This window comes from Streptomyces sp. 8N616 (genome assembly GCF_052246385.1).
Classification (GTDB): domain Bacteria; phylum Actinomycetota; class Actinomycetes; order Streptomycetales; family Streptomycetaceae; genus Streptomyces.
In genome coordinates this window covers 142,227-160,434 of record NZ_JBQQBY010000013.1, presented here as the reverse complement: position 1 = coordinate 160,434, position 18,208 = coordinate 142,227, and the positions used below count along the sequence as shown (strand labels likewise).

Here is an 18,208-nt window from a genome sequence, read left to right as displayed (position 1 = left end):
GGGAGTGATCCGGTTGACGGTCGGCTGGGATGAGAGCGGCGGCCTCGTCGACGCCTACGAGCGGTTCCTGGCAGGTGAGCGGATCGAAGACGTGGGAGGAACCGTCAGGACCCCGATCCTGACCTCCTGGCAGCGGTGCAAGTCGCTGGGGCTCGTCCCCGACCAGCTTTTCCTCACCTACGAGCAGGACTTGGACCTGGACGGGCGGCTGTTGAGGGCTGCCACCCCGGTCCTCGACCGGCTGGCGGCCGCGCTGGACGAACCGCCGGTGAGTGTGATCGTCACGGACGCACAGGTGCACGTGCTGTCGCGCCAGGCCGGCGACGCGAAGCTGAACAGGTATCTGGACGCGGCGCAGATCGTCCAGGGCTTCGGCTTCCCCGAGTCCAGCGCGGGCACCAATGCCGCTGGTACCGCGCTGGCCGAACGTCGCCCCGTCTACGTCCAGGGCCGTGAGCACTTCGGGGACTGCATGCTGCCGCTCGCCTGCGGCGCCGCACCCATCCGTCATCCGCTCAGCGGCCGCGTCGAAGGGGTAGTGAATCTCACGTGCTTCCGACGGCAGTCGGATCCGATGATGCTGCCCCTCGCACGACAGGCCGCCGGCGAGATCGAACAGCGGCTGCTCGAACAGTCCTCGCAGCGCGAGCGTGAACTGCTCGCCGCGTTCTTCCGCACCCGGCGGGCCGCCGGAGGGCCCGCGGGGCCGCTCGGGGAGCCCCTGCCCGGACGGGCACCGGCCGCGGGCTTGATCGACCGCGTCGACCAGGCCATCCTCCGGGAGAAGGCACAGGAGCTGATCGCCTCCCCGCACCGGTTGGCCACCGAGGTGACTCTGTCCGGCGGCCGGACCGCGGTGCTGCTGTGCCGCGAGGTGAGGGCGCCCTCCGGCGAGGCCGGGATCGTCGTGGAAGCCGCCATCCCCTCTGGCCCTCAGTGCCGTATACCAGTGCCCTCAGGACCCGAGCTTTACGCCGCGAGCACGCTGGTGACCGAGGCGACGACGCCGTCGGCGACGGTCACGGCCCCCTGGCATCCCGCCGGAACAGAAGCGACCGCAGCCGGTCCGACGGCGCAGATCAAGAAGCATCAGACCGAGGCACAGGTTCTGGGCACGGCGCGGCCACCGGCGCCGGAGCCCGAGCAGGCGCCTGGCCAGGGCCCCGCGGCGGATCAAGGCCAGGCTGTCCCCACGGCGGAAGCCGCGGCCGCCGCACCGACAGCTCCGGCGGGCCAGGTCCCCCAGACTCACGTGGGCCTGTTGCTCCTGGGCGAGCCGGGAGTCGGACAGCTCGCCCTGCTGGCCCGGAAGCGGCTGGAACTTCTGTACGACGCCAGCGTGGGCATCGGCCGGACCCTCGACGTGACCCGTACGGCGGAGGAGCTCGTCGAGACGGTGGTGCCGCGGTTCGCCGACTTCGTCGCCGTCGACCTGCCCGACTCAGTCCTGCGCGGCGAGGAACCCACCGATATCGGCGAGGGCCTGCGACGGGCGGCGCTCGGGGCAGTACGCGAGGGCTCGCATCTCCACGGTGCGGGCGAGAAGGTCGGCTGGCTCCCGGCCTCACCGCAGGCGCGCTGCCTGGAGACCGGGCGTCCCGTGCTGGAGCCGGAGCTGAGCCGGGCCGTCGACTGGGTGGCCAACGACCCGCAGCGCAGCCGTAAGGTCCTCGAGTCCGGAGTCCATTCCCTGATCACCGTGCCGATGCGGGCCCGCGGGGTCATCCTCGGCGTGGTGAGCTTCTACCGTGCCGAGCGCTTCGGCGCCTTCGAGGACGACGACCTGTGGCTGGCCGACGAGCTGGTCGGCCGGGCCGCGGTCTGCATCGACAACGCCCGCCGCTTCACTCGAGAGCACACCATGGCGCTGGCGCTGCAGCGCAGCCTCCTCCCGCGCGGCCTGCCCGCCCAGACCGCCGTCGAGGTCGCGCACCACTACGTGCCCGCGCAGGCCGGGGTGGGCGGCGACTGGTTCGACATCATCCCGCTGTCCGGCACCCGAGTGGCTCTCGTCGTCGGTGACGTCGTCGGCCGCGGCCTGCACGCCGCCGTCACCATGGGCCGGCTGCGCACCGCTGTGCACAATTTCTCGGCCCTCGACCTGCCGCCCGAGGACCTCCTCGCGCACCTTGACGACCTGGTCGCCCGCCTTGACGCGGACAGCGAGGGGAACGGCGGGATCATCGGTGCCACCTGCCTGTACGCGGTGTACGACCCGGTGTCCCAACGCTGCACGTTCGCCCGGGCCGGTCACCCGCCGCCCGCTCTGGTGTTGCCCGACGGCACCGTCGACTTCGTCGACCAGCCCGCCGGCCCGCCGCTCGGCCTCGGCGGACTGCCCTTCGAGCCCTACGAGGTCGACGCTCCCGAGGGCAGCCAGATCGTCCTTTACACCGACGGGCTCATCGAGCAGCACGGCCAGGACGTCGATACGGAGCTCCACCTGCTGGGCCGTACGCTCGGCGCCACCGGGCCGGCCGCCCGTTCGCCGGAGGAGACCTGCGCGGCCGTCCTGGACGCCCTGCTCCCCGCTCCCGCCCACCCCAGCGATGACGTGGCCCTGCTCGTGGCCCGTACCCATGCCCTCGGCGCCGAACGGACGGTGCACTGGGACGTGCCGGCCGACCCGGCCGCGGTCCCGCGGGTCCGCGCGGCAGTCACCGAACACCTGGAGAGGTGGGATCTCGCCGAGCAGGCACCCATCACCGAGCTGATCATCAGCGAGTTGGTCACCAACGCCATCCGGTACGGCGGTGAGCCGATCAGCCTGCGCCTGATCCGCGATCACATGCTGATCTGCGAGGTGACGGACGGCAGCAGCACATCCCCGCGCCTGCGCCGGGCCCGCACGACGGACGAGGGCGGACGCGGCCTCTTCCTCGTGGCCCAGCTCTCGGAGCGGTGGGGTACGCGCTACACGGCCGACGGCAAAGTCATCTGGACCGAACAGCCGCTGCCTCCGGACGGCTCGGACGGCTCCGTCTAGGTTCGCCTGGGGGCCGGCTCCGGGGACAGAGCTGCGGCCCTGAGCAGATCGCAGGTGGCTTGCGCACGCTTCGCCACGGCCGGATCGTCCAGCAGAACTCCCGAACAGGCCCCTTCCGTATGGCGGTTGGCCGCGCGTCCTCGAACGCCGTGAGTCGCCGCTTCCTGCCCTCTAAGCCCATACCGGGACTCTGCTGGTGATGTTGGCGGGTGCTGACAGCTGGCGCGGTGGGTGCTTGGCTGGATGAGGGCGGGGCGGTGTCGTGGGTGGGGTGGTCGCGGTGTCGCTGCGGCCGGAGAGTCCGATGCGGGTGAGGGGCTTCGCGGGTCCGGTGGAATCGGTCGGCAGGAACGTGACACGGTTCCGTCCCGGTGACGAGGTGTACACGCGGCGCGAGGTTCTCGACCATGTGCTGATCTGGAACGAGATCCACGCCTGACCCGTGCTCGACGCCTATGCCCGGCACTACAACGGACACGCCCGCACCAGGCCCGCGGGGCAGCTCCCCCCTCGTCAAAGAGCACCCGGTGCCCGTAACCGACCTGTCGGCTGACCGGCTCCTACGCAGCCGCGTGCTCGGCGGCGTCATCAATGGGTACAGATTGCTGCGTGACCTGCAGCGACGGGTTTTTGAACGGCACACGGCGCCGGGGCGCTGGCAGCGTCCCCTGGTGACGTAGGTGTACGGCCGTGAGAAGGCCGCCCGGTCGGCGGGGCGGCCCTTTTCGTGTTCGCGGAGAACTTGGGGCAGTACCTCACTGGTCTCGCAGTCGAGCCGCTTCCTCCCGGACCGCGGGCAGACGTTGGTACAGTGCATCGCCGGGGCAGCGGGTTTCGTGGCTGTCGCGGTGACCGGAGATGACGTGCAGCTCGGCCGTGTCGCCCTTCTTGTATTTGCTCTCATTATTCGTGGAGACCAGCCGCACCGTCCTGCGTGGGTCGGCTCCCGCCCGTAGCTTCCACGCGGCGACTTTCGCAATGCCGCTCAGGAGCGCCCGGGGCACGGTAACGCCGGGCCCGAAGGTGCCCAGTGCGGCGATGCCCACGCTGTCCGCGTTGAAGCCCTGGGTGTGCGCCCCATGTACAGGCCGTCCGACACCGCCCGCCCGGCCCTCGTAGATGGTCCCGCACCGGTCCACGACGAAGTTGTAGCCGATGTCGTCCCACCCCTGGTTCCTGACGTGGTCTGCCAGCAGCGCCCGGAGCATGGCCGGGACGTCGGAGCAGTCATAGTCGTTGGGGTGCCCGGTGTGGTGGATGAAGACCGCGCTCACCGCTCCCGTGTATTCCGCCCGGTCTCTGACCATGCCTTCGGCTGCATGCCATGCCGCCCTGCTGACGATCGCGGGCTGCGGCGCCCCGTGCCCCGACTCGGGGCCGACGACAGCGGGTTTCGGTGTGGCGAGCCGTAGCGGGGCATCCCGCAGCACCAAGAGGGCCAGGGGCAGAACCATGGCAGCCAGGACAAGTCGACGGGACCACATAGGACCACCCTGGCCCGCGGCTCTCCGATCGTGCGGGTGAGCGGGCCATTGGGGTGAGGCGGACGCCCGCGCCATCGTGCCTGTCACATATGACCCGCGTCCCACCGCGCCGACTGGTGCGTGCGCCGGCTGGGGGTCAAGGGGTCGCAGGTTCAAATCCTGTCGTGCCGACCAGCGTTTTCGCAGGTCACAGGCCTTTTCTCAGAGATGAGAGAGCGGCCTTTTCCGTTTTCGTAGGCCTGGTGGTCGCTGGTGGTCGCGTATGTGCCCTGGAATTGGGATGCGGTGAGTGAACTGGCTGCTGGGGTAGGGGAGTAGAGCGGCTTGAGCCGCTTATGGTGCCCCTCTGTGTGGTCGCGGTGTGGTCGCAGCCAGTTCGGCCAGCGGCGGCGGGCGCCGCCTTGGTCGGCGTTGGTCAGGGCTTGGTCGATGGTGCCGACGGCGTCACGGGCGGCTTGCTGGGTGAGGTGGCTGTAGAGGTTCGCGGTGGTGGACAGCGTGGAGTGCCGCAGGGTCTTCGACACCACGGTCAGGGGAACGCCGGCGGTGATGGTGAGGGTGGCGGCGAGGTGCCGCAGGTCGTGAAGGAAAGGCCGTCAGCCCACGCGAAGTGTGCCCGGACACGGGGCTGGCCCCCCGCCACAGGCCGCCTGCGGGCGGCGCGGCCATCCCTGGCGGATTGACGCTTGTCGCAGTCGCGTTCGGCCCTTCACGTCAGCCCCCATGCCGGCCCCGCCGTTCTGTCGGCGGGATCCGGGACGGTGCTGCTCAACGAGCTGCTCGCGAATCCCGTCCGGATGACGGAGGAGCTCTGCGCCGATGGTGCGCTTGGGTGACCGCGCTCCCCGGAACCGTGTCGGCTCACAATGGTCGGAACGCCGCACGTTTACTCGGAGTATGAAGGCACCAGATGTGCTCGCGGACGCTTTCGGACGCATCCACGAGGGGGTGCACGAGGCGGCCGAGGGGCTCACGGTGAAGGATCTCCATGCCCGTCTCGATCCCCGGGCCAACTCCATCGCCTGGCTCGTGTGGCACCTCTCGCGGATTCAGGACGATCACGTGGCCGACGCCTCGGGCCAGGAACAGGTGTGGCTCTCTCAGGACTGGGTCAGCCGTTTCGGTCTCCCCTTTCCTCCCGAGGCGACCGGATTCGGTCACTCCAGCAAGCAGGTCGCCGCGGTGCAGGTCGAGTCGTCCGAGTTGCTGTTGGGCTACTTCGACGCCGTCCATGGGCAGACCATGCGTTTCGTCACCGGGCTGAGCGCCAATGCGCTGAACAGGATCGTGGACGAGTCCTGGGACCCACCGGTGACCCTGGGGGTGCGGCTGGTGAGTGTCATCGCGGACGGTTTGCAGCATGCGGGCCAGGCCGCCTTCATCCGCGGCTCCGTGCAACGCCGCTGAGCCGGTAGTCGACGGCAGGTCCTGACGGTGGGACCGATGTCGGTGAGCGGCCAGTTGGGCCGGTGGCGGCGGATGCCGTCGTGTTACCCGTGCCGAGGCGCGACAAGGGCGCTCGGGTCCGAGGCCAGGGCATCGGCCTGCGTCCGGCACATGGCACAACGCCACGCCGGGGCGGAGCAGCCCGTGGCCGTAGGGACAACGCCGCTCTCCAGGTAGACCTCGACCACGAGGGCCGCCAGCCCGGTCCGCAGCGCATAGGCGGCGGTGCGGCGGGCGGCTCGGCGCGCAGACCCTGGCCTGCGCGGTCGAAGCCGCGCATGTCGAGTGGGATCGAATTGGACGGGGCTCTAGGTCCCTCCGGGCCCAGGTCCGCCCGCATCAGGGCCATCCGCCTGGGACCCGTCCGCATCGGACGCATTCGCCGCAGGTCCGGCCGCCCTGGACGCCCCAGCCCGCAGCCCGTCCATCACGAGGTCCAGCAGTCGCGTCGCACGCGGCTGCCAGTCGCTGTGCGGGTCGATTTGCCAGAGCCCGGCAATGGCGAGCACGAAGTCGTCGGGGGTCAGCCCCGGGCGGATGGTGCCAGCCTCATGGTTCGCGTTCAGCAGGAGCGTGACCGCCTGGGTCACCGGGCCGTGACCCAGGTGGGCCAGGCTGCCGTACTTGCTTGTGGTCTTGCGCAGCGCATCGGCCAAGCCGGCCTTGGCCATGGCGTACTGGGCCAGGCGGTCCATCCACTCCCTCAGGGCCTGGTCAGGTGCGCGGGTTTGGAGCAGCTGGGCAGCGGTGTCGGCGACCTGATGCATCTCGTAGCGGTAGACCTCCAGGACGAGGGCCTCGCGGTTGGGGAAGTTGCGGTAGAACGTCCCCTGCCCGACGCCCGCCTTCTTCGCGATCGCGCTCAGGGGGGCGTCCGCAGCCCGCGTCAGCTCGGCCAGTGCGACTTCCAGGATGCGTTCGCGATTCCGTTGCGCGTCCGAGCGCAGAATCGCGCTCTTCTCTTCCTGCACTCGTCCTCCTCCCGGAATCACAGCAGAGCCCGACCTTGCTAACCGGACAGTTGTCCGGTAGGTTCGATTACCACCGGACAGCTGTCCGCTTAGCTCCACCATAGCGACAGATCCGGCCAGTGTGGCCGACCGGTGCCCATCGTCACTGGTTCATTCACCTGTATTCCCCTCTCCCTCCCCGGACCTCTGCCGGGATCGTCTCGTTCGACGCGCATCAGCAACGCGAAAGAAGGCTGATCATGGCCCCATCGACGTCCAGCGCCATCACCCTGCACATCAATGGCGAGAAATACACGCTGCCCGTCGACCATCGCACCACCCTGCTCGACGCCCTGCGCGAGCATCTTGATCTGACCGGTACCAAGAAGGGCTGTGACCAGGGCCAATGCGGCGCCTGTACGGTGCTGCTCGATGGGCGCCGGGCCGTTTCCTGCCTGCAGCTCGCGGTCGCGGCCGAGGGGCGCGCGATCACCACCATCGAAGGCGTGGCCGACGGTGAGCGGCTGCATCCGGTGCAGCAGGCCTTTCTCGACCTCGACGGTTATCAGTGCGGTTACTGCACACCGGGGCAGATCTGTTCGGCCCTCGCGGTGATCGAGGAACACGCGGCGGGCTGGCCGAGCGCCGTGACCAACGATGTCCGGCCCGAAGCGGGAGTGCCTGCGCTCACTGCCGAAGAGATCCGCGAGCGGATGAGCGGCAACCTGTGCCGCTGTGGCGCCTACGTGTCGATCGTGCAGGCGATCGCGCGGGCCGCAGAAGCGGCCGAGGCCGAGGTCAAGGAGGCGGTGGCATGAGGGAATTCGGCTACGAACGCGTCGTCGACATCTCCGGAGCGGTCGCCCTGCTCGGCGGCGCCCCCGACGCACGCTTCCTCGGCGGCGGCACCAATCTTGTCGACCTGATGAAGGCCGGCGTGGAAAGGCCTGCGCTGCTCATCGACTTACGCGAACTCCCCCTCGACGAAGTCGAGTTCACTCACGGCGGCGGTCTGCGCATCGGCGCGACCGTCACCAACAGCGATCTCGCGGCCCACCCCGAAGTGCGGCGTCACTACCCGGCGTTGGCGCAGGCCGTTCTGGCCGGCGCCTCGGGACAGCTGCGCAACATGGCCACGGTCGGCGGGAATCTGCTCCAGCGGACCCGCTGCGGCTACTTCGCCGACCTCGGCAAACCGTGCAACAAGCGCGTCCCCGGCAGCGGTTGCCCCGCCCGCACGGGCGAGCACCGCAACCACGCGATCCTCGGCGCCTCCGAGCACTGCGTCGCCACCCATCCCTCGGACATGGCGGTCGCTCTCGCCGCCTTCGACGCCGTCATCTCGTACGAAACGGCGGACGGACCGGGCGAGTTGCCGCTTCGTCAGTTCTATCGGCCCGTGGGCGACACCCCACACATCGAGACCGACCTTCCGCCCGCCGCGCTGATCACCGGCGTCACGCTGCCGCCGGCCCCGGTCGCCGCCCACTCGCGGTACCGGAAGGTGCGCGAGCGCGCCTCGTACGCGTTTGCGATCGGCTCGATCGCCGCCGCCCTCGACATCCAGAACGATGTCGTACGCGAAGTGCGCCTCGCCTTCGGCGCGGTCGCGTCCCGGCCGTGGCGGGCCCGTGCGGCCGAGCGGGTGCTGATCGGCGGCCCGGCGAGCGCGGAGGCGTTCGCCGCCGCAGCGGATGCCGAACTGGCGGCCGCCGAGGCGCTTCCCGAGAACGGATACAAGGTGACGTTGATGCGCAACCTCGTCGTGGCCGTGCTGACCGAACTCGCCGAGGAGGCGACCCGATGACGACGCCGACCACGACGACCAACATCGCCGCCGTGACGGGAGCCGTCGGCTCCGCCCGCACCCGCGTCGAGGGCCACGACAAGGTCACCGGGGCGGCCCGCTACGCCGGAGAGATACCCTTCGCCGAACTCGCCCACGGCTGGCTGGTGTTGTCCACCGTGGCCCGTGGCCGTATCCGCTCAGTGGAGGACACCCCCGTCCTGGCCATGCCCGGCGTCCTCACCGTGCTGCACCACGGGAACGCGCCGCGCGTCGACACCGACTATGTGGGCATGCTGGGGAGGCCGAACCCGGTCCTCGGGATCTTCCAGCACGACCGTGTGCCCTTCGTGGGCTGGCCGGTGGCGCTGGTCGTGGCCGAGACGTCCGAGCAGGCCAGGGAAGCCGCCGAGGCGCTGGTGGTCCGATACGACGAGGAGCCGCACGACGTCGCGTTCTTCGCCGGACGTCCCGGTGCATACACGCCGGAGAACACCCCGATGGGCCAGGCCGAAACGGAGAAGGGGGACGTAGCCGCCCAACTCGGCGCCTCCGCGGCCGTCGTGGACGAGCAGTACACCACGCCGGAGGAGCACCACAACGCGATGGAGCCGCATGCAGCGACGGCTCGCTGGGACGGCGGCCGGCTCGACATCGTCGACTCCAATCAGGGCGGCACCTGGGTGGCGAGCGAACTCGCGAAGCTCTTCTCCCTCGATCCGGCCTCAGTACGGGTGCGGTCCGAACACGTCGGCGGCGGCTTCGGATCGAAGGGAGTGAACCCGCACCAAGTGGCCGCCGTGATGGCCACGACCGTCCTCCACCGCCCGGTCCGGGTCGTACTGACTCGCCGTCAGATGTTCTCCCTCGTCGGTTTCCGCAGCCCCACGGCGCAGCGGATCAGGCTCGGCGCCGACGCCGACGGCCGGCTGCGCGCGTTCGACCACCAGTCGCTGAGTCTTACGTCGACCGTGCATGAATTCGTCGAGCCGAGCGCCATGCCGGGGCGCGTGATGTACGACGCCGACGCGCATCACACCGTTCACCGCCTCGTACGGCTCGACGTGCCGACCCCCGCCTGGATGCGCGCACCGGGCGAGGCACCGGGATCCTTCGCCGTCGAATCCGCCCTCGACGAACTGGCCGAGAAGTGCGGCATGGACCCGATCGCGCTGCGGGCGCGCAACGAACCCGAGACGGCTCCCGTGTCCGGGCTGCCGTTCAGCAGCCGCAAGGTGCTCGCCTGCTTCGAGGAGGGCGCCCGCAGGTTCGGCTGGGCGGAGAGGGACCCGCGTCCCGGCCTGCGCCGTGACGGGCGTTGGCTGCTCGGGACCGGAACGGCCGCGGCCGGCTTCCCCTCGGGAGCCGGCCCGTCCACGGCGGCCGTGACCGCGGAGCAGGACGGAACCTTCACCGTGCGGATCAACGCGGCGGACATCGGGACCGGGGCACGGACCGCGATCGCCTTGGTCGCCGCGGACGCGCTGGAGGTGGATCCGGACCGCATCCGTATGCGCATCGCGGACAGCGATCTCGGCCCGGCGATGTTCGCCGGCGGCTCGATGGGCATGCGCTCCTGGGCGTGGGCAGTGAAGGTCGCGGCGGACGAACTGCGGGAGCGACTGGCCCTGACAGGCGGCATTCCGCCGGAGGGGATCACCGCCCGGTCGGACACCACCGAGGCCATCGGCGCCCTCGCGAAGAAGGAACGCTACGCCTTCGGAGCGCAGTTCGCCGAGGTGGCGGTGGATGTCACCACCGGTGAGGTGCGCGTGCGACGGCTGCTCGGCATCTACGCCGCCGGCACCATCGTCAACCCGCTCACCGCCCGCAGCCAGTTCATCGGCGGAATGACTTGGGGGCTGTCCATGGCCCTCCACGAGGAGGCGATCCGGGACCAGGCCTCCGGCGGCCCCGTCGGCGCCGACCTCGCCGGCTATCACGTCGCCGCGCACGCCGACGTGCCGCTCATCGAGGCGGACTGGGTGGACGACCCCGACCCGGACGACCCGGTCGGGATCAAGGGCATCGGCGAGATCGGCATCGTGGGCGTCGCCGCCGCGATCGCCAACGCGGTGTGGCACGCGACCGGCGTACGCCACCGGGACCTGCCGATCCGTCCTGACCGCGTCCTGCGGGCGGCGGACGAAGCCCGGCGCCGGGCGGCGGAGGGAACCCGGAGTGCTTGACATCGCCGAGGAGTTGAACCGCTGGTTCGAGGAAGGCCGGGACTTCGCCGTCGCCACCGTCGTGGCCGTTTCCGGCAGCGCGCCGCGCGGCCTTGGCGCCGCCCTGGCCGTCGACAGCCACGGAACCGCCATCGGTTCGGTCTCCGGCGGTTGCGTGGAGGGGGCGGTGTACGACCTGTGCGTCCAGGCGCTCCAGGACGGCCAGACGGTGCGGATGCGGTTCGGCTACAGCGACGAGGACGCCTTCGCGGTGGGACTCACCTGCGGCGGCGTCATCGAAGTCCTGGTCACGCCGGTGCGCGCGGACGCGCCGGTGTTCCGGTCAGGGGTGTCGGCCGCGGGCCGAGGACAGGCGGCGGCACTCGCCCGGGTGGCCCGGGGCCCGGCCGAACTGCTCGGCAGGGCGCTGCTCGTCCACCCCGACGGATCGTACGAGGGCACCTTCGACGGACATCCGGAACTGGACCCAACGGCGGCGGCGCAGGCCCGCGCGATGCTGGACACCGGCCGCACCGGCACCGTCGAGATCGGGGAGGACGGGTCGGGCTGCCCGGGCGGCGTGACGCTGTTCGTGGAGTCGAGGGTGCCGCCGCCCCGGATGATCGTCTTCGGCGCCGTGGACTTCGCGACAGCGCTCGTACGGGCGGGCAAGTTCCTCGGCTACCACGTGACCGTGTGCGATGCCCGGCCGGTCTTCGCCACCCGCGTCCGCTTCCCTGAGGCCGATGATCTCGTGGTCGACTGGCCGCACCGCTACCTGCGGCGCACCGAGACCGACGAACGAACCGTCCTGTGCGTGCTCACCCATGACGCCAAGTTCGACGTACCTCTGCTGGAGACGGCCCTGCGGCTGCCGGTCGCGTATGTCGGCGCGATGGGCTCGCGGCGCACACACGAGGACCGCAACCGGCGCCTGCGTGAAGCGGGTGTTACGGACCGCCAGTTGGCCCGCCTGCGCTCCCCGATCGGCCTCGACCTCGGCGCCCGCACCCCCGAGGAGACCGCGCTGTCCATCGCGGCGGAGATCGTCGCGGCGCGCCGGGGCGGGACGGGGGTTCCGCTGACCGGTTCGGGGACGCCCATTCACCATGACGTGGACGGGAGGGAGGAGGGCGAGGCGCGCTCCCGAGCGGCGGCGTGACCCGGCTCGGCTGCGAGACCACGAAGGCCGGGGGCGTCGCCGTGCAGGACGACCGGGAACCCCAAGGTGTCGCGGAGTCCGAGAAGCCGTGGTCGGCCTCGCCTGCTCATGGCCGCTGAAGTCCACGCCTCATGGTGGCCGAGTGCAGCTCAGACCCCCTCGGGCGGTCAGGGATGCGGAGCCGAGTCCGCCAGCCAGCCACGCGTCCTGGGCCGTGAACGCGTCCTGGCTGTCGTGTAGCAGCCGCCCTGCTGTGGCGCACGCTGGGTCGTCGGCCTGTGCGGCGATGTACGGGATCGCGATGCAGCGCATCCCGGCCGCGAGTGCGGCGGCGGCGCCGAGGGCCGCGTCCTCCAGCCGCCGTCACTGACGGCACGCCTGGTGGTTGGGGTGGTGTGGCGGTATCCCGGGACTGGGCAGATCGGGGGCGAGGATCGCGGCTATCGCGGGGTGCTTCTCCATCACGGCTGCCTCGCCGGGTGCTTCTCACCTGTCTCTCACAGGCCTCTCACGGATTGGGTGTCACGAGGCGGCAGATGGCGTCATGCTGGTGGTAGTGAAACAGGACCTGACCTGCGCTATTTGGACGCGGTAGGACTGTCGATAACAGGACGTCAGGCCGTGTCGACCGCTGGGGGTCAAGGGGTCGCAGGTTCAAATCCTGTCGTCCCGACTTGCGAAACCGCAGGTCAGAGGCCGTTTCCGATCATTCGGGAGCGGCCTTTGTCGTACGTGCGTTTTGCTCCCACGTGGGAGCCCTCTGGGAGCGCTCGTGCTCCCACGCTCCCAAGGTGTCAACGGCGCCCGATTCGTCCGTCGCGCGATCCGGTCGATGTGTCCGGCCGGTCGCGGCGGTAGTGCGCGGTCGTCAACCGTGGGGCGCCGTTGGTCGCCCATTCGCGGTCGGCCGTCATCTGTTGACTCCCAGAGCTCGGAGCGCTGGTGGGCGGCTGTGATGAGCTGGCGAGCGTCGTTGCCTTCGTCATGGGACGGGGGATCGGAACACCCCTGCCAGCTGGTAACCGCAGCTTCCATCGCAGGGCTGCTGACGAATGGTCAAGTCGAAATCGTGGAGCCACGCGGTCGGTCCGAGATGGGGATCGTGACCCGTCGGCGTAGATGACTCGGGTCTCGTCGTCGAGTTCCGCTTCAACGTTTAGCGGCCGCCAGAGCATCGACGCGCCGGACTAGCAAACATGCAGGTCAAGCGTTGGCCTGATCGGGGTCCGGCCCCGTTCGCGTTCCCTGTGCTGGATCAGCGCTGGATTGCCTGACGCCTCGTCACCTGTCGTCCACCCCTGGTTGTCCGCACCACTCCGGGATCGATGCTGGATCTACCTGACGGGACGTCAGCTGATCGGCCGGTGCCGGCCACGGACGGTGATCTCCGGGGTCACGGATCACCGTGGAGTCCACTCTGCTTCTCTGAGGCGCCAGCGCGTTGGCCGGGACCCATGTGTTCGTTGCAGGGGCGAGGGTCGATGCTCGCGGCCGTGTGCTTTCCGGAGCTGGTCCATGTATGGCGGAGGTGGGAAAGGGCAGTGCTCGTACAGGTTCAAGCTCAGCTAACAACGATGCTCTGCCCGGATGTGCACCGGCGACGGCCCGGCGGGCGGCCGCCCTTGCGCCACGGGGAAGCCTTCCACGCCGGACGGCCGGCCGCTGTTGCCCGGCAGCGTCGTCCACACCGGTTTGTCCGGAGGCGATACGGACTACGCAGAAGTGAAAGCGAAAACGCTGCGGGAGCTGATGGTTGCCCCCAGCCGGTGCGGAATGCAGTCGAGCTGCAGGCGGGGCGGACGGCGATGGAACTGCTGCTACTCAGGCGCCGGGGATCTGGGCCAGGAATGGACTCCGGTTGCCGCTCCACGACACCCGAAGCACCTCGCGGGCGCGCGTACAAGCTACGAACAGCAGGCTGAGCTCGCCCAGCAGGTCCTCTCGATGCTGTCGGGGATCCACCTCGACGGGCGTCATTGCGCGGAGATTCGGAACGACACCCTCGTTCACTCCGGCCACGGCCATGCATCGGAACTCCAGCCCCTTCATACGATGCATCGTGCCGACCCGGACCCCCTCCTCGTCTCGGCGCCCGGCCGCCGCCGTGCCGAGGACGACCGCCGGAAGTCCCGCCTCGACCAGTGCCTGCGCGATGTCCTTGCCCAGCTGGACGGACCGAGTGGCGATTCCGATCTCCCGTGGCGCGATCTCCAATGTATTCCATTCCCGTACCTGGGCGATCAGAGCCTCCAGTTCCTCCTCCTGGCTGCTGAAGCCGTACACCCGCGGCCGCTCTCCCCGGAGGGCGGAGCGATAGCCGGTCAGCGTCTCGTCTCCGCCGTCCATGTCGTCGATCTTCTCGCCCGTCAGCAGCGCGGTCGACCAGCCCAGAATCTCCTGCGTTGTGCGGTAGTTGATACGAAGTCGCGTCGAGCGGCCCGTCACCGAGATGCCCATCGACCGCAGGGAGACTTTGTTCCCGTAGATCCGCTGGTGTGTGTCGCCGGCGATGAACACATCGTCGGGCCCCGGCGCTACCAGTGCGCGGAGGAGTCGCCACTGGGCGGGATGCAGATCCTGTGCCTCGTCGACCACCACATGCCGGTACGGGCGCGCGTCACCCCGCTCGTCCAACAGCCATGCAGCTTCGGCGCACACTTGCAGAAACGTCCACTCACCGCCCGTCCGCAGCTCCTCGGTGAAAGCCGCGATCACCCGCCACACCTGAGCCCGCTTGAGCGGCCCGAGCGCCGTCCCCCGCCCCGAGCGTGATGCCTTCAGATACTCCTCCGCGCTGCGCAGATTCTGCGCAAGCACCACGTGCCGCCACTCCTGATCGAGAAACATCCCGGGAAAATCCACCCCGAGCTGCTCAGCGATCCGTCGCAAGCGGCCGTTGATCGTGCTCTGGTAGAACACGATCTTCGGCGGAGCGCCCCGGTCCTCGCGCACGATCTGATTCGCCAGGGCGTCCACGTTCACGACCCGTACCTTGGCGCGGAGCCCTGGGTCCGAGATCAGCAACTCCAGGCTGCGTTGCAGGTCGGTGGCCAGATCCTTCGTATAGGTGGTGAGCAGGATCGAGCCGTCGGGCGCATCGTCCGGCAGCTGCTGCGCCAGATGATGGGCGCGATGCAGGGCAACCACCGTCTTGCCGGTGCCGGGACCGCCACTCACCCGGGCCGGGCCGTTGTACGACGGCCGGTACGCTACCCGCCGCTGACTCGGGTGCAGAAACACCCGCCACGCGTCGAACGGCCGCGCCAGGATCTCCATCAGCTCATCCGGTCCGGACACCAGGGCGATACGGCCCTGGGACCGGGCCATCGCGGCCGACAGCTCGTCGGGCGCTGTCGGCAGCACGGAGGCATCGGCCGAATGCCCGGCCGTCTGCTCGATACCGATCTGCTGATCTACGCTCGCGGGCGGTGCCGCCAGCTGCACCTGTACGACTTCCCGCCACACCTCCTCCGGCGCCATGCCGGCGGCGAGACCAGCGAGCACGTCGTACTGCTGCTCCGGCAGCACTTTGTGCAGCGCGTCGAGCTGACTGTCGTCCGTCATCAGCCGGACCAGAGGCAGTACGTCCGGGTCCACCCCGAGCCGCTTCAGCTCCCCATCCGAGACCTTCGCGAAGAGCCGGGCAGGCTCATCGGCCGCCAGCTGCCGCAATCCCGCGGTGGCTCGCTCCAATGCGATGTCGTTGCGCAGCTCGATGCCCTGCGTCGCGGAGTTGACAGTGACGCGGTGCTTGAGCGCCCAGTCGATGGCCGTGTCGTGCGGTAATACCTTCAGCAGCAGAAAGCTGTCCCCGGTGTCTGGGGCGAGCACGACTCCGCGCCAGAACTGCGTGATGCGTATCGTCCGGATCCGCGGATCCCGCGCCCGCTCAAGCTTCTCGAGATGCAGCCCGGCGTGACGGTGCTGCTCGAACTTGTCGAAGACCTCATGGACATGCTTCTGGACCGTCTTCTCCAGCTTGGCGAACTCCAGCAGGAAGTCCTTGTGGATCCCCAACGTCGCCATGCGCATCCTCTCTGGTCAAAGCCCTGCAGCCGGTGATGGCCACCCTACGGTGTCGGGTCCGAGCCAGGCAGGGACGATCGCTACAACTCATCGCCTGCGGACGGAACTTGGCGTTCTGTAGGCTGCCACGAACGGCGTCGTACCAGATCAGAGAGCGGAGAGCGTGAAGATTTCGACGGTGCTCGACAAGGTTGATTCCGGAGACTTCGCGCTGCCCGAGTTCCAACGCGGCTACGTCTGGACGCGTGATCAAGTGCGAGGCTTCTTCCAGTCTCTCTACCGGGGCTACCCGATCGGTGGCTTCCTCACCTGGTCGACGAAGGCCCGGACGGCCGCCACCCGCGGAGGCGCATCTGACAAGGACGGAAGCATTCAGCTGCTGCTCGACGGCCAGCAGCGGGTGACCACTCTGTACGGGGTGCTGCGCGGGAAGCCGCCGCGCTTCTTTGAGGGGCAGACCGGTACGTTGAGCGGGCTGCGTTTCCATATGCGCGATGAGAACTTCGAGTTCTATGCGCCGGCCAAGATGAGGGACAATCCGGCGTGGATCGATGTCACCTCCTTGATGCAGGGCGATCCTTTCGACTTCGTCGACCAGGTAATGGAACTGGCTGGTGGCGACGCCGACTTGCGTACTGCCTACCTGGGGCGCCTCAATCGCCTGCACCAGGTCAGCAGCCGTGACGTGCACATCGAAGAGGTCACCGGTGACGACAAGAGCATCGACGTCGTTGTCGAGATCTTCAACCGGGTGAACTCGGGCGGCACGAAGCTCTCCAAAGGCGACCTCGCGCTCGCGGCCATCTGCGCCCACTGGCCGGCGGCTCGCGACACGATGAATGGGGCTCTGGGCACGTGGTCCGACGCCGGTTTCGAGTTCAAGCTGGACTGGCTGCTTCGTAACGCCAACGCTGTTCTGACCGGCGAAGCGCTGTTCACCAAGCTCGCCGACGTCCCGGTCGACGATTTCAAGGGCGGCCTGGACGACGCCATCCGCATGGTGTCGCACCTGCTCAACACCGTGGGTGGGCGACTCGGTCTCGACCACGACCGGGTACTCGCCGGCCGCGGCGCCTTCCCAGTGATGAGCCGCATGCTCCACCAGCACGGCGGACGATTCCCAAACGCCGACTCCCGTGACAAGCTCATCTACTGGTACGTACACAGCTTCCTCTGGGGGCGCTACGCGGGAGCAACCGAGACCGCGCTGAACCAGGACCTCGCCGCCCTCGACGAGGGCGGGACCGATGCACTGGTCGAGCAGCTGAGGCTCAGCCACGGCGACCTCGTCGTCCGGCCCGAGCATTTCATCGGCCAGACCAAGGGCGCACGCTTCTACCCGTTGCTCTACCTGCTGACACGGGTCCACGAGGCCAAGGACTTCTCGAGCGGCATCCCGCTGAAAGCCAACATGCTCGGCCGCCACAGCTCCCTCCAGGTGCACCACATCTTCCCGAAGGCGCGGCTGGCGGAAGCCGACTACCCCCGCAACGAGATCAACGCCGTCGCGAACTTCTGCTTCCTCACCCAGGACACCAACTTGCAAGTGGGTGCCAGGGATCCCCAGGATTATCTGGAGGAGATCGAAACCCGCGTCCCTGGAGCTCTCGCCTCCCAGTGGATCCCCCTCGACCGTGACCTGTGGCGAGTGCACTGTTACCGGGACTTCCTGGCCGCACGTCGTGAGTCGCTGGCGAACGCGGCCAACCGCTTCCTCGACTCCCTCCGCGACGGCACCGCTGCCACCGCACCGCTGGCCGATGGCTCACAGAACCGTCCCGCGGGATCATCTGTCGTTGTCGCGGCACCTGAGGATGCCCTGCCCGGCGTGTCAGAAATTGCCTCATGGCTAAGCGAACTGGGCATGTCCCGGCCAACGTACGACGCGGAAGTGCCGGACCCCCGCAATGGAAAGGTCATGACGGTCGCGGCGGCCTTCTGGCCGCAAGGGCTCCAACAGGAGGCAGGACACCCGGTGGTGCTGGCACCGGACCCCGATGACACAGACCAGGGCGCTCTCGAGTCGTCCGGCTACCAGATCTTCCATACCCCTGACGCGCTGCGGGCGTACGTCGAGCGGTTGCGCGCTCAGCAGGCGGGAGAGCAGCCCTGGAGCGAGGAGGTAGCGGCCCTCTGACCGCGCCAGTCCGGCGGACGCTCCATTGTCGGAGTGGCTAGTAATCGATCTTCGGGGCATGGC

General features: G+C 69.1%; 12 protein-coding genes and 1 pseudogene. 8 read left to right on the top strand and 5 right to left on the bottom strand.

The features are described from left to right. Positions 1-4 precede the first annotated feature (4 nt). Both ACTWQC_RS14395 and ACTWQC_RS14390 read left to right on the top strand, forming a co-directional pair. On the top strand, positions 5-2,986 hold the full coding sequence (locus ACTWQC_RS14395; RefSeq protein ID WP_443316045.1) for a SpoIIE family protein phosphatase: 2,982 nt from the start codon (positions 5-7) through the stop codon (positions 2,984-2,986). Positions 2,987-3,248: 262 nt separating this feature from the next. Next, on the top strand, positions 3,249-3,425 hold the full coding sequence (locus ACTWQC_RS14390; protein ID WP_443316044.1) for a hypothetical protein: 177 nt from the start codon (positions 3,249-3,251) through the stop codon (positions 3,423-3,425). Between the two features lie 316 nt (positions 3,426-3,741). On the opposite strand, the gene ACTWQC_RS14385 is transcribed toward ACTWQC_RS14390, so the two are convergent. Then, the gene (locus ACTWQC_RS14385; RefSeq protein WP_443316043.1) at positions 3,742-4,470 is read right to left on the bottom strand and encodes a peptidoglycan recognition protein family protein; all 729 of its coding nucleotides are present in this window, start codon (positions 4,468-4,470) and stop codon (positions 3,742-3,744) included. A gap of 152 nt (positions 4,471-4,622) precedes the next feature. After that, on the bottom strand, positions 4,623-5,048 hold the full coding sequence (locus ACTWQC_RS14380) for a hypothetical protein (RefSeq protein WP_443316075.1): 426 nt from the start codon (positions 5,046-5,048) through the stop codon (positions 4,623-4,625). Between the two features lie 319 nt (positions 5,049-5,367). Between ACTWQC_RS14380 and ACTWQC_RS14375 the strand changes: the two genes are divergently transcribed. Then, on the top strand, positions 5,368-5,877 hold the full coding sequence (locus ACTWQC_RS14375; protein ID WP_443316042.1) for a mycothiol transferase: 510 nt from the start codon (positions 5,368-5,370) through the stop codon (positions 5,875-5,877). Positions 5,878-6,224: 347 nt separating this feature from the next. Here ACTWQC_RS14375 and ACTWQC_RS14370 read toward each other — a convergent pair whose 3' ends face one another. Then, positions 6,225-6,887 carry a TetR/AcrR family transcriptional regulator gene (locus ACTWQC_RS14370; RefSeq protein WP_443316041.1) on the bottom strand — a complete coding sequence of 221 codons (663 nt, stop codon included), beginning with the start codon at positions 6,885-6,887 and terminating at the stop codon, positions 6,225-6,227. 239 nt (positions 6,888-7,126) lie between these two features. On the opposite strand from ACTWQC_RS14370, the gene ACTWQC_RS14365 reads away from it, so the two are divergent. The 4 genes from ACTWQC_RS14365 to ACTWQC_RS14350 are packed head-to-tail and all read left to right on the top strand — an operon-like array spanning position 7,127 to position 11,982. Then, complete coding sequence (locus tag ACTWQC_RS14365; RefSeq protein WP_443316040.1) at positions 7,127-7,684, top strand: (2Fe-2S)-binding protein; 558 nt, start codon at positions 7,127-7,129, stop codon at positions 7,682-7,684. Continuing rightward, a complete protein-coding gene (locus ACTWQC_RS14360; RefSeq protein WP_443316039.1) occupies positions 7,681-8,673 on the top strand; it encodes an FAD binding domain-containing protein in 993 nt (330 codons plus the stop codon). Before ACTWQC_RS14365 ends, ACTWQC_RS14360 begins: the two co-directional genes overlap by 4 nt. After that, positions 8,670-10,841 (top strand): xanthine dehydrogenase family protein molybdopterin-binding subunit, encoded by a 2,172-nt coding sequence (locus tag ACTWQC_RS14355; protein ID WP_443316038.1) that lies wholly within the window; start codon positions 8,670-8,672, stop codon positions 10,839-10,841. Before ACTWQC_RS14360 ends, ACTWQC_RS14355 begins: the two co-directional genes overlap by 4 nt. Then, positions 10,834-11,982 carry an XdhC family protein gene (locus tag ACTWQC_RS14350; protein WP_443316037.1) on the top strand — a complete coding sequence of 383 codons (1,149 nt, stop codon included), beginning with the start codon at positions 10,834-10,836 and terminating at the stop codon, positions 11,980-11,982. Before ACTWQC_RS14355 ends, ACTWQC_RS14350 begins: the two co-directional genes overlap by 8 nt. Positions 11,983-12,111: 129 nt before the next feature. On the opposite strand, the pseudogene ACTWQC_RS14345 reads toward ACTWQC_RS14350, so the two are convergent. Further along, positions 12,112-12,339, bottom strand: a pseudogene (locus tag ACTWQC_RS14345) (HAD family phosphatase); the annotation flags it as partial. 1,464 nt (positions 12,340-13,803) lie between these two features. Further along, positions 13,804-16,008 (bottom strand): UvrD-helicase domain-containing protein, encoded by a 2,205-nt coding sequence (locus tag ACTWQC_RS14340; RefSeq protein ID WP_443316036.1) that lies wholly within the window; start codon positions 16,006-16,008, stop codon positions 13,804-13,806. A 163-nt stretch (positions 16,009-16,171) separates the two neighbouring features. Here ACTWQC_RS14340 and ACTWQC_RS14335 point away from each other — a divergent pair, with 163 nt between their 5' ends. Next, entirely contained in the window at positions 16,172-18,145 is a 1,974-nt protein-coding gene (locus ACTWQC_RS14335; protein WP_443316035.1) for a GmrSD restriction endonuclease domain-containing protein, read from the top strand. Positions 18,146-18,208 lie beyond the last annotated feature (63 nt).

Coding starts and splice junctions, on each gene's coding strand:
- ACTWQC_RS14355 (WP_443316038.1), top strand. CDS start 8,670: ATGACGACGCCGACCACGACGACCAACATCGCCGCCGTGACGGGAGCC.
- ACTWQC_RS14385 (WP_443316043.1), bottom strand. CDS start 4,470: ATGTGGTCCCGTCGACTTGTCCTGGCTGCCATGGTTCTGCCCCTGGCC.
- ACTWQC_RS14360 (WP_443316039.1), top strand. CDS start 7,681: ATGAGGGAATTCGGCTACGAACGCGTCGTCGACATCTCCGGAGCGGTC.
- ACTWQC_RS14365 (WP_443316040.1), top strand. CDS start 7,127: ATGGCCCCATCGACGTCCAGCGCCATCACCCTGCACATCAATGGCGAG.
- ACTWQC_RS14340 (WP_443316036.1), bottom strand. CDS start 16,008: ATGGCGACGTTGGGGATCCACAAGGACTTCCTGCTGGAGTTCGCCAAG.
- ACTWQC_RS14375 (WP_443316042.1), top strand. CDS start 5,368: ATGAAGGCACCAGATGTGCTCGCGGACGCTTTCGGACGCATCCACGAG.